The organism is Oleiphilus sp. HI0132, from assembly GCF_001635845.1.
Genome location: NZ_LWGJ01001712.1, coordinates 1 through 930, shown reverse-complemented (window position 1 = coordinate 930; position 930 = coordinate 1). Strand labels below are relative to the sequence as shown.

Below are 930 nucleotides of genomic sequence, written 5' to 3'. Positions count from 1 at the left end.
CTTCTCGGATTCCATGTTGCCGACGCATTTGCTAAGCCAGCTCTTATTCCTTCTCCGCCACAGGTTTCAGCTAGCTCTTATATTTTAATGGATGCCACGAGTGGCGAAGTAATCGTAGAGCATGAAAGCTACGTTCAGTTGCCACCCGCCAGCTTGACTAAGATGATGACCGCATACATCGTCGAAAGCGAAGTAGCTCAAGGTAATATCAATTTATATGACGAGGTTCCAGTGAGCGTTAAGGCTTGGCGCACTGGCGGGTCAAAAATGTTCATCAAGGAAGGCTCAAAAGTTTTGCTTGAAGAGCTGCTCAAAGGCGTAATTATTCAGTCAGGCAATGACGCAAGTATTGCGCTATCTGAGTATGTTGCTGGTAGCGAAGATGCATTTGCCGATATCATGAATCAGCAAGCTCAACTACTGGGCATGACAAACTCCAACTTTATGAACGCTACAGGCTTGCCTGCTGAAGGGCATTATTCATCAGCCTCTGATTTGGCAAAGCTGGCTCTTGCGATCATTAATGACTTTCCTGATCAGTACCCTTTGTATTCTGAAAAATACTTCACCTATAACAATATAAGGCAGCCAAACCGCAATCGCTTGTTGTGGCGTGATAAGTCAGTCGATGGCTTAAAGACCGGACATACTGAAGAAGCAGGTTATTGCCTTGTCGCGTCAGCTAAGCGCAATGGTATGCGCTTGATTAGTGTTGTCATGGGTACGAATAGTGAAAATGCCAGAGCTAAAGAGACACAGAAGTTGTTAAACTATGGCTTTAGATATTATCAGACGCACGAACTGTACAAGGCTGGTGAAGTACTGACAGATAGCCAGGTTTGGAAGGGTGCTTTGGATTCTTTCCAGTTGGGCTTAGCCGAAGACGTAATAGTAACGATTCCTCGGGGTCAAAAAGATGACCTTAAAGCA

The 930-nt window shown here is 45.1% G+C and carries 1 protein-coding gene; it reads left to right on the top strand.

What is annotated here, in order from left to right; genetic code table 11:
• A partial coding sequence (locus tag A3766_RS26215; RefSeq protein WP_068643272.1) for a D-alanyl-D-alanine carboxypeptidase family protein occupies nt 1-930 on the top strand: 930 nt, incomplete at both ends.